This window comes from Microbispora sp. H10836 (genome assembly GCF_012999525.1).
Lineage (GTDB): Bacteria > Actinomycetota > Actinomycetes > Streptosporangiales > Streptosporangiaceae > Microbispora.
The window spans coordinates 61,116-69,733 of the sequence record NZ_JABBWU010000034.1 but is presented as its reverse complement, the minus strand read 5'-3'; the positions used below and the strand labels follow the sequence as shown (position 1 = coordinate 69,733).

Here is an 8,618-nt window from a genome sequence, read left to right as displayed (position 1 = left end):
ACGATCAGCCACCATCTCAAGGTGCTCAAGCAGGCCGGGCTCATCGACTCCGAACGCCGGGGCACCTGGGTGTACTACTGGATCAACCCCGCCGTCCTGGCCCGTATGTCGGCCCTTATCGGCCCGGCGTCACCCGCACTCGCCGGTACCGGGTGACGCACTCCAAGGCAGCCCGCACTCAACCGTCGAGGGCCATCGTGGCGAGCCGTCGGGCGATGCCGGCGGTGTCGGTGTCCTGCACGTTGCTGAGCACGACGACCTCGATGTCGTCGTCGGGCAGATACATGTTGCTCGCCGTGTAGCCCTGGGAAAGACCCGGGTGGTAGCGGAGCCGGTGTCCCTGGAGCCGGTCGACGAGCCAGCCGAAGGCGTACGCGGTCGACGGCAGGTTGAGGCAGCCGGTGGAGGGGCACGGCGCCTGTGGCGTGAACGCCTGCTTGACGGTGGCGGGTGGTGCGACCCGGTATGAGCCGAACGCCCGGTCCCAGCGGGCGATGTCGTCGATGGTGGAGTAGATGCCGGTCGCGGCGAACAGCTCGGAGCCGTTGAGGAGCGGGGCCGGTGACCCGAGCGTGAAGTAACCCTTCGCGTATCCGTCGGGCGGATATCCCCTGCTGTAACCGGTGTGCCGGAGGTTCAGCGGGCCGGTGATCAGCTCGTGCAGTACGTCGCCGTACGGCTTGTGCGTCACCGCCTGGATGATCGCGCCGGCCAGGACGTATCCGGAGTTGGTGTACTTCCAGCTGGTGCCGGGCTTGAAGTCCAGTGGCAGGTTCACGAACTGCTGGATGAGTTCCCGGGTCGTGGTCGGTCGCGTGACATTGGCAAGGTAGCTGGGCAGTTTCTCGATGTTGGGGATGCCCGAGGTGTGTGTGAGCGACTCACGGATCGTGATTGGCCGCCACGCTGTCGGGCAGGCCTTGATGTACGCCGGGACGAGATACGGGCAGATCCGGTCGTCCAGCTTGAGCAGCCCGCGGTCGCGCAGTTTCAGCACGAGCATCGAGGTGAACTGCTTGGTGACCGACATGACTCGGTAGACCGTGTCCGGCCGGTTGGGGATGCGCTTCTCTTCGTCGGCCAAGCCGCCGGCGAACCGCGCCAGCACCTCTCCGCGCCGCACCACCAGCGCCGAGCCGGTGAACTGCTTGTCCGCGGCCAGATCCCGCAGGTATGACAGCATCTTCGCGCCGGTGGAACCATCCGGCGCTGCCGGTGACGAATCCGCCTTCTGAACGGGCCGGTTCGTGATTTCCGACAGGCTTTCCTGATTGTTGTGAGAATTCGCGACCGCGTCCGCTTTCTGCCAGTTGTACGGCAGAGCCCGCGAATCCGTGTCGCCTTTCTGTGCCGGTGTGAGGGCAAGCGTGACGTCGCGGATCAGGTTCTGACGTTGGCGCTGCCGCTCGCGTTCCGACTGCCGCTGCTTGTCGCGTTGACGCTGATGGGCTGCCGGGTGGTCGACGTCTGGGCCGCTCAGGACGGCGCCGGCAGCGGATTCGGCGACGGCGGGGATGCCCAAGGGTGCGGCTCCGCCGGCGAGCGCGGAGAACATCGCAACGAATCTGACAACATTAGGACACTTGGCCATTTTCTCCCCATCGAGCGTACAGCAGTCCAGACTTCCGGCGTTTTTTGTGGAAACGCCAGGCGGACCCTTCTTCTTGGGCTTGCTTTCCGTTCGGCGGGTGGTCGCAAACGGCTGTCGGCTCCTTTTTCCTTTCTGCAGAAGTAAGGGGTACCTTGACGGGTGGACTCCGGCTCGTGCCGGGTGAGCGCCCGACGTCCTGTGACTTATGGGGGAATCGATATGCCTGACGGGTGGCAGTGGGACGACACCCTGTTTCGGGGATGCGCGCCCTTCTATGAGCGCGGCAGGCTGCCGTACGCTCCGGGGTTCGCGGAAACACTGGCCGCGGCCCTCGGCCTGGACGGCCGGGGCCGGCTCCTCGACGTCGGCTGCGGACCGGGCACCGTGATACTCGCCCTCGCGCGGTTCTTCACCGAGGTGGTCGGCATCGACCCGGACCAGGACATGCTGGCCGAGGCCGGGCGACAGGCTGAGCGTCGCGGGGTGACCAACGCGCGCTGGCTGGCCGCCCGCGCCGAGGATTTACCGGCCGGTCTGGGGACGTTCCGGACCGTTCTGTTCGCTCAGTCCTTCCACTGGACGGATCGGGATCGCGTCGCTGCGACAGTGCTGGAGATGCTGGAGCCGGGAGGCGCGTTCGTCCACATGAGCGATCTGCAGAAGCCGCCCGCCGAACCGGCGCCACCACCGCTGCCCGCTCCTCCGTACGCGCGGATCGGCGACCTGGTGCGCCGGTACCTCGGCCCGGTACGCCGCGCGGGACAGGGAACGCTCGCGAACGGCACGCCGGACCGGGAGGACCTCGTCCTGGCACGGGCCGGGTTCGAGAACTTCGAACGACATGTCGTGCCGGCCGGGGAAGTGGCCGACCGCACCGCGGACGACATCGTGGCGTGGGTGTTCTCCCGATCCGATTCCGCCCCGCACCTGTTCGGCGACAGACTGGGGGACTTCGAGCGTGACCTGCGCGCGGTGCTGCGGCAGGCGTCGCCCGACGACCGCTTCGCGGAGCGTCCTCCCGCGACCGAGATCATGATCTGGCGCAAGCCGCCTGGTGAGCGGTGACGGCAACGTCACGAGGGATCGTCGACGGTTCTCCAGATACCGATCAGACGACGTCTGCCGGTCTGCGGACGAGGAGACAGCCGCGCTGGAGCTTCTCGTGCTCGTCGGGCTCGCGCAGCAGGCGGGCGTCCTCGGCGAACCCGGCCTGGCCCAGCAACTCGGCGATGTGCTCCAGGGACCGCCAGTAGCAGTCGAGCGAGATCGGCTGACCGAACGCCTCCGTGCGACGCTCGTGGGCGTCGCCGACCTGGAACACGAGCAGCGCACGGCCGCCCGGCGCCAGGACCCGGTGAAACTCGGCGAACACCTGCGGCAGACGCTCTCGCGGGATGTGGATGATCGAATACATGGCCAGGATGCCGCCGAGGGTCCGGTCCGGCAGATCCAGCGCCGTCATGGATCCCTCGTAGAACCGCAGCCCGGGATGCCGCCGCCGTGCCAGCGCGACCATCTGAGGCGACAGATCGATCCCGAACACGGACAGTCCCAGGTCGTGCAGATGCGCGGTCACGTGACCGGTGCCGCAACCGATGTCGGCGACCGGCTCGGCGGGCGGCACCAGCTCCGCGAACGCCCTGAGCATCGCTCGTTCGACGGGCCTGGCCGCCAGCTCGTCGTGGAAGCGTCCCGCGTACGCCGAGGCGACCGCGTCGTACGACGCTCGTGTGGAGAGCAGGAAGTCCGGCTCGGCCACGACAGATCACCCCCATCCACTCGCTGCTTCGAAGCCGCCGTGCTGATCCCGGCCGGTGGACCGGCGCCGACGGCTTCAACCGATGCCACCGCCGGTCCTGGCGTCAGCTGGCGACAGATGAGGCGCGGAACGGCGCGAGACCACGCTGCGCAGGACCCCGGCGACTCGGGGAGGCCCGACGGGAAGGGGCGCTCAGCGGTCGCGCCGGCGCCGGACCTTGCCGGCCACTCCGCCGAACAACGCCAGGCCCTTGATCACGATGACCGGCGCGGACGGGTCGACGGTCGGGCTGTTGGCCACGTCGAAGCCGCCGAAGATGCCGACGCCCTTGCAGCGCACCTCGACCCCCTCGGGCAGGATGATCTCGGCCCCGCCGAAGACCGCGTTGATCGTGAGCTCGACCTCTTTGGCCTCGAACTCGGCTTCGGTCAGGTCGAACCGCACGCCGCCGAAGACGGCCAGCGCCCTGGTCTGGCGCCGTACCCGCCAGCGGCCCCTGCGGTCGGCGCCGCCGAAGACGGCGATGATGTTGTCCGGATCGGTGCTCGCGCTGGGTGCGTAGGACACCGGGCTCGCGGCCGGACGGTGCCCCTCGACCTGCAGGTCCTGGGTGAGGACTTCGAGCTCCCCGACCGTCTTGGCCTGGTAGAGGGTGTCGAGGCGCTCGGAGTACTCCTCGTGGCTCAGCTGACCAGTGCTCAGGGCTTCACCGAGTATGGCGGCGATCTGCTCCCTGTTGCTGTCGGAGGCGCGCAGGTGAGACGTCGGGGAGTCGCGGCGCTGAGGGGCGTTTTCCATGTTGGTCACGATAGTTCTCATTCGACCCGACAGGGAGCGTTAACGCGGTAGCGCGATCGGGAAGTACGTACTAATCTCTCTTTCTACTATGAAGGATGTACATACATACGAGCGTGACCCGGACGGCCTGCTTTACGACCCTCGAGCCAGGACGGCGATGGCGAGGTTGGCCGGTGACGACGGCGATCTGCGCGCCTTCGAGGCGAGCGCGGCGGTCCGGACCGCCTGTCACGCCGTCGAGCGCCTGCGGGCCCACGGCTCCGAGGGCAGAGGGGTCAGCGCGGGCGCTCTCGACCTGCTGATCCGGCTCGTGGGGAGCGACCGGGGGATCAGCATCGGCGAGCTCGCCCGGGCGGCCGGGGTGAGCTCCCGCAACGTCACCGGACTGGTCGACACGCTGGAACGCGACGGGCTGGTCCGCCGGGTCCCCGACCCGGGGGACCGGCGTTCCGTCCTCGCCGAGATCACCCCGGCCGGTCGGGACTGGGTCGAGGCCTTCCGCAAGCCGTCGCAGCTGGCCATGAAGGCGCTGTTCCAAGGGTTCGCACCCGAGGAACTGGCCGTGCTCCGCGATCTGTGCCTGCGCCTGGCCGCCAACCAGCAACGCCTCGCCGCCCACCTTCGTCAGATGGGGTCCCACTCATGACCGTGTCCGCCCAGAAACAGACACAGACACAGACACAGACGCAGGAACAGACGCGCCGCGCCGTACGCGGGTATCACGAGGCGCGTTTCCGCGGGGACGTGCCGACGGCCGCCGCACACCTGGGAGAGCCCTTCCGGTTCCAGAGCCCGTTTTTCAGCTCCACCGACCGGGAGGGACATCTGGCGACGTTGCCCGGCTTCGTGTCGATCGTGACCGGGGTCGACCTCATCAGCGAGCTGTACGGCGACGCCGAGGCGACGCTGGTATACGACGTGCACACCGCGACGCCCGCCGGCACCCAGCGCACGGCCGAGCACTTCCGCCTGGAGGACGGCAAGATCGTCTCGATCACGCTGGTGTTCGACGCCTCGCCCTGGCAGCCGATGAGAGCCGAGATCGAGCCGGATCCGGGAAACCGGGAACAGTAGGGTCGGCGACCGGTCGCGCCCCGAAGGTCCCGTCACCGGCTGCGGGGAGACCCGCGGGGTCCCGGGCACGAGGACCCCGCGGGAGCACGAGTCAGCCGTTGACCTCCAGGGCCGCGCGTACGGCCGATTCCAGCGCGCCCTCGATCCAGGAGTGCTTGAGCGAGGTGTGCTCCCCGGCGAAGTGCAGCGGGCCCTCGGGGACGGCGATGGCGGGGTGGATCTCGGTCATCTGACCGGGCGTGAAGACCGCGGCCTCGCCGAAGGCGTAGCGGTTGCGCATCCAGCTCTGGGTCTGGCCCCGGCCGGTGTAGAACTCCGCGACGCGGTCTCCGTGCACCTCCTGGAGCCCTCGCAGCGCGTAGCCGTACCGCTCCTCGTCGTCCATCGAGTCCCACCGGGTCGCGTCGTCGGCCCACGAGTAGCTGGCCAGCACGACGCCGCCCTCGCTGCCGGGCACGGGGTGCGAGGGGAAGTAGATGAACCGGTTGGCGTTGTCGCAGACCGAGCCGCCGCCCGTCACGTGCGCCGCCCGCCCGGGCCGGTAACGGGAGCCGAGCTCACGCTTCCAGTCCTCCTCGGTGAACTCCCACCAGCGCCTGCGGAACTCCAGCAGCACCTTCGTGGCGGAGTCGTAGTGCAGCTCCATGATCGACCGGCGCTTGGCGTAGGACATGGCCGGCGCGATCTCGACGTGGCGCAGCGCGGAGAACGGGACCGTGATGATCGCCACGTCGCCCTCGAACGTCTCCCGCGGAGTCTGCCGCGTGAACTCCGACTCGGTGCTGCCCGCCTCGCTGACCGTCGAGATGCGGACGCCACGACGCGAGGTCTCGATCCGTACGGCCCTGCGGTCCATCCGGATCTCCTCGCGCAGGCCCGGCTCCAGCGCGTACGGCAGTTCCCTGCTGCCGCCGGCCATCTCCCAGTAGGTCGCGTCCGGGTTGACGAGGCTGCGGGTGAGGAACGTGTGCATGAACGACAGCGGCAGCCGGGAGGTGAGGTTCTCCAGCGTGCCGATGGCGTCGATCGCCTCGTCGCTCAGCTTCGCGTGCTCCTTCAGATAGGCGTACATCGAGTAGCCGTCGAAGTCGTGCAGCAGCCGGGCCCAGCCGTCGATCAGATCCGGCAGCGGCTTGTCGATCCGCTTGTCACCCCTCCGCACGGAGTAGTAGTCCCTCGCCGGGTCCAGTGCCGCGTCGAGGATCTGGGCCGCGGTGCGGCCGTCCCTGAGGCCGAACGAGGCGTTGATCCGGCGAGGGTCCTTGGCGTACTCGTCGCGCCGCTGGGTGAGGCCGTTGACGTGGATGAGGGTGTGGTTCATCCGCGCGGGGGCGGTGAAGGCCCCCTTGGGCGGGCCGGAACGCCACTCCCGCCCCTGGTAGGAGGTGTAGACGACCGGCGGCACCGGTCCGCGGGGCTGCGCGCCGGGCGGCACGTCGACGTTGTAGAAGGGCCTGCGCGTGATGCCGAGCTTGTCGATGAGCGCCAGCGTCAGCGGGTGGAAGTCGGGGATGCGCATCGCCCCCGCCTCGGCGTACTGCCGCCGGTCCTGGAACCCCGTCCGGAAGGTCTTGATCCGGCCGCCGATCCGGTTGCCGTTGGCCTCGATGACGGTGACGTGGTGCCCGGCCCGCTTCAGCAGCGTGGCGGCCACGAGGCCGGAGATGCCCGCCCCCACGATCAGCACCCTCTTGGGCGTACGGGTCCTGGGCAGGCCCTCGTCGATGAGCACCTTCAGGTAGCGGTGCTTGAGGTCGTCGCCGTCCTTGTCGACGAGCAGGTGGTCGCGCGCCACCCGAAGACAGGCCTGCCAGCGTTCTCCCGCGTACGGCGCGCGCGCCGCCGAGGCGGGGGCCGCGCCCAGGGCCGGACTCATGACCGATCCCACCGCGCCCAGCCCGGCCAGTTTGGCGAATCCCCGACGGTCGATTGTGACCACGAACTCCTCCTCCGCGAGACGGTTACGGAGGGTGAGTTTCGACGTCATGGTCATGGAGCGGCACGCGACGCGCCGGGAATGTTCAACTGGTGTACCAGGCGATGGTCAAGACGAAACGTCGTCCAGCAGGCGCTCCCAGAACACCTCGTCATGCCATGCGCCGTCCAGGAAGATGTGGGAGTGGGCGATGCCCCAGGGGTGGAAGCCGTTGGCACGCAGCACCCGCTGCGAGGCCAGGTTGTCCATGCGCGTGTGCGCCTCGGCACGGCGCAGCCCGAGCTCCTCGGCCATCACGGTGAGTATCAGGCCCACCGCCCGGGTCGCGTGCCCGCGGCCGTCGAAGGCCGAGGCGACCCAGTAGCCCAGGAAGCCCTTGCGAAAGGGGCCGCGCAGGATCGTGCTCACGGTCACCTGGCCGACGACCTCGTCGCCCGCGAGGATGACCGCCGGCCAGCGCTCGCCCCGGTCGTGCTCGTCGAGCAGCGTCTCGATGCGCCGGCGCTGCCCGGCCGCCGTGTAGAACTCGTCCGGCTGGGCCGGTTCCCAGGCGGCGTACGCATGCCTGTCGCGGGCGCGATGCGCCGCGACGACGTCGGCGTCGTCCACCCGGATGAGCCGGATCGTGGTGTCCTGGTCCGCCATGCGGCCCTCTCCTCGGCGTGTGTACCGGCATTGACAGGTGCGGACCGGCCCGGCTCTAATGATCGGCGTGCCGCGTGGCGCCGATCATGTGAACGCCGTCCCAGGGAGGCGGCGATGGTCCGATCGGTGGCCGGGCCGCACCTTCGTGAAGGGACCGACGCCGTGAGTACCCACTCCGCATCTCCCGCCTGACGCCGCGCCGCCGGGTGATCGTATCCCCGTGGCGAGCGCTTCCGCGTATCGCGCCCTTGCCGTGCCGTTCCCGCTCGGCCGTCCGGTTCGGAGCGGCGTGGCGGCACCGCACTTCGCCTGCGCAACCTCTCGCAGGCCCGCAATCCTCATCGTTCTTGGAGTTTCCGCGTGTCATTCAACCAGTCCGTCATCGACGAGTTCCGCGCCAACGGAGGGAAGGTCGGCGGCCCCTTCGAGGGCGGCGACCTGCTCCTGCTCACCACGGTCGGCGCGAGGTCGGGACGGGAGCGCACCGTTCCCCTCGGCTACGTCCGCGACGGCGACTCCCTGCTCGTCGTCGCGTCCGCGGGCGGCGCGCCCCGCCACCCCGCCTGGTATCACAATCTGCTGGCGCACCCGGCCGTACGGGTCGAGGTGGGCGAGGAGGTGTTCGACGCCGTCGCCGTGCCGGCCGAGGGCGCACGGCGCGAGCGGCTGTTCGAACACGTCGTCCGCGCGGCGCCCGGGTACGCCGACTACCAGGCTCGTACGGCCCGCACCATCCCGGTCGTGGTGCTCGAACGCCAGGCGGCCCCGCCCGGTGCGTCGGAAGACCACTGACGGCCCGAACCGGTTCACCGTCA

General features: G+C 69.3%; 10 protein-coding genes. 5 read left to right on the top strand and 5 right to left on the bottom strand.

All coding sequences use genetic code 11. The features are described from left to right. A partial coding sequence (locus HHX30_RS38360; protein ID WP_169988854.1) for a helix-turn-helix transcriptional regulator occupies positions 1-156 on the top strand: 156 nt, incomplete at its 5' end. Between the two features lie 22 nt (positions 157-178). Here the strand turns inward: HHX30_RS38360 and HHX30_RS38355 are convergent. Beyond that, positions 179-1,555: a serine hydrolase gene (locus HHX30_RS38355; protein WP_169988853.1), complete on the bottom strand. Its 1,377-nt coding sequence runs from the start codon at positions 1,553-1,555 to the stop codon at positions 179-181. Between the two features lie 255 nt (positions 1,556-1,810). On the opposite strand from HHX30_RS38355, the gene HHX30_RS38350 reads away from it, so the two are divergent. Further along, on the top strand, positions 1,811-2,656 hold the full coding sequence (locus HHX30_RS38350) for a class I SAM-dependent methyltransferase (protein ID WP_169988852.1): 846 nt from the start codon (positions 1,811-1,813) through the stop codon (positions 2,654-2,656). A 43-nt stretch (positions 2,657-2,699) separates the two neighbouring features. Here HHX30_RS38350 and HHX30_RS38345 read toward each other — a convergent pair whose 3' ends face one another. Next, on the bottom strand, positions 2,700-3,350 hold the full coding sequence (locus HHX30_RS38345) for a class I SAM-dependent methyltransferase (RefSeq protein WP_169988851.1): 651 nt from the start codon (positions 3,348-3,350) through the stop codon (positions 2,700-2,702). A gap of 192 nt (positions 3,351-3,542) precedes the next feature. Next, positions 3,543-4,148 (bottom strand): DUF1707 domain-containing protein, encoded by a 606-nt coding sequence (locus tag HHX30_RS38340; RefSeq protein WP_169988850.1) that lies wholly within the window; start codon positions 4,146-4,148, stop codon positions 3,543-3,545. A gap of 157 nt (positions 4,149-4,305) precedes the next feature. Here HHX30_RS38340 and HHX30_RS38335 point away from each other — a divergent pair, with 157 nt between their 5' ends. Both HHX30_RS38335 and HHX30_RS38330 read left to right on the top strand, forming a co-directional pair. Next, positions 4,306-4,794, top strand: coding sequence for a MarR family winged helix-turn-helix transcriptional regulator (locus HHX30_RS38335; protein ID WP_211593356.1), 489 nt, complete (start codon positions 4,306-4,308; stop codon positions 4,792-4,794). Next, entirely contained in the window at positions 4,791-5,222 is a 432-nt protein-coding gene (locus HHX30_RS38330) for a nuclear transport factor 2 family protein (protein WP_169988848.1), read from the top strand. Before HHX30_RS38335 ends, HHX30_RS38330 begins: the two co-directional genes overlap by 4 nt. A 91-nt stretch (positions 5,223-5,313) precedes the next feature. On the opposite strand, the gene HHX30_RS38325 is transcribed toward HHX30_RS38330, so the two are convergent. Both HHX30_RS38325 and HHX30_RS38320 read right to left on the bottom strand, forming a co-directional pair. Further along, positions 5,314-7,161, bottom strand: coding sequence for an FAD-dependent oxidoreductase (locus HHX30_RS38325; RefSeq protein ID WP_211593354.1), 1,848 nt, complete (start codon positions 7,159-7,161; stop codon positions 5,314-5,316). A 105-nt stretch (positions 7,162-7,266) separates the two neighbouring features. Continuing rightward, entirely contained in the window at positions 7,267-7,803 is a 537-nt protein-coding gene (locus HHX30_RS38320; RefSeq protein WP_169988847.1) for a GNAT family N-acetyltransferase, read from the bottom strand. A 360-nt stretch (positions 7,804-8,163) separates the two neighbouring features. On the opposite strand from HHX30_RS38320, the gene HHX30_RS38315 reads away from it, so the two are divergent. Next, positions 8,164-8,595, top strand: a complete 432-nt coding sequence (locus HHX30_RS38315; RefSeq protein ID WP_311923024.1) for a nitroreductase family deazaflavin-dependent oxidoreductase — start codon at positions 8,164-8,166, stop codon at positions 8,593-8,595. Positions 8,596-8,618 lie beyond the last annotated feature (23 nt).